The sequence below is a fragment of the Profundibacterium mesophilum KAUST100406-0324 genome (assembly GCF_009835145.1).
Classification (GTDB): Bacteria; Pseudomonadota; Alphaproteobacteria; order Rhodobacterales; family Rhodobacteraceae; genus Profundibacterium; species Profundibacterium mesophilum.
Genome location: NZ_APKE01000084.1, coordinates 1 through 636 on the forward strand (window position 1 = coordinate 1; position 636 = coordinate 636).

The following is a 636-nucleotide window of genomic DNA, read 5'->3' on the forward strand; positions in this document are numbered from 1 at the left end:
AACGGCCGAGATCGTCCGCGTGGACTGATGACGGCGGGGAAAGGGGGCATCATGTCTCAGGCGTGAGTTACGCAACAACGCCCAACCGAACTCACGATGACCGCGGCCTGGCAGGATCACCTGTCTTACGGCGACATCGTTTCCTTTCGCTTCCCGCTTGCCGAGGAGGGCCACACGGGCCGGCCCAAGGCCCGGCCCTGCCTCATTCTCGATCTCGAGGAGCATGGCGGCAAGCGCTACGCGCTGCTCGCCTACGGCACCACCTCCCGCCGGCGTTCCAATGTCGGCTACGAGGTGCATGTTCGCCGCCGGACCGATTACCTCTCCGCCGGGCTCAATGAGCCGACCCGTTTCGTCGGCGCGCGCCGCCTGCTCGTGCCGTTGAGCCACAGCGGTTTCGTCATCTGTCGTGCTACTGGCGCGCCGGTGCTCGGCCGCCTCGACGGCAATCCCTTCGACGCGATGAACGCCGTTCGCGGCCGTATCCACGCAGAGCGCGACATCGCGGCCGACCGCCGGGTCGGACGCCGGTCTCAAGCAGGTGTCGGCCAACAGCGCAGCTTTACAGTCGAACGGCGTGCACCGCGTCGTGTCGCCGCTGCGGGAAAGGCGGTGCAGCAATGAATGCGCTTCTGC

Annotated in this window: 1 protein-coding gene; it reads left to right on the top strand. The window is 66.8% G+C overall.

The window, feature by feature from the left end; translation table 11 throughout:
- The first annotated feature begins 96 nt into the window (after positions 1 to 96).
- Positions 97 to 624 (top strand): hypothetical protein, encoded by a 528-nt coding sequence (locus tag PMES_RS16345; protein WP_159966770.1) that lies wholly within the window; start codon positions 97 to 99, stop codon positions 622 to 624.
- Positions 625 to 636 lie beyond the last annotated feature (12 nt).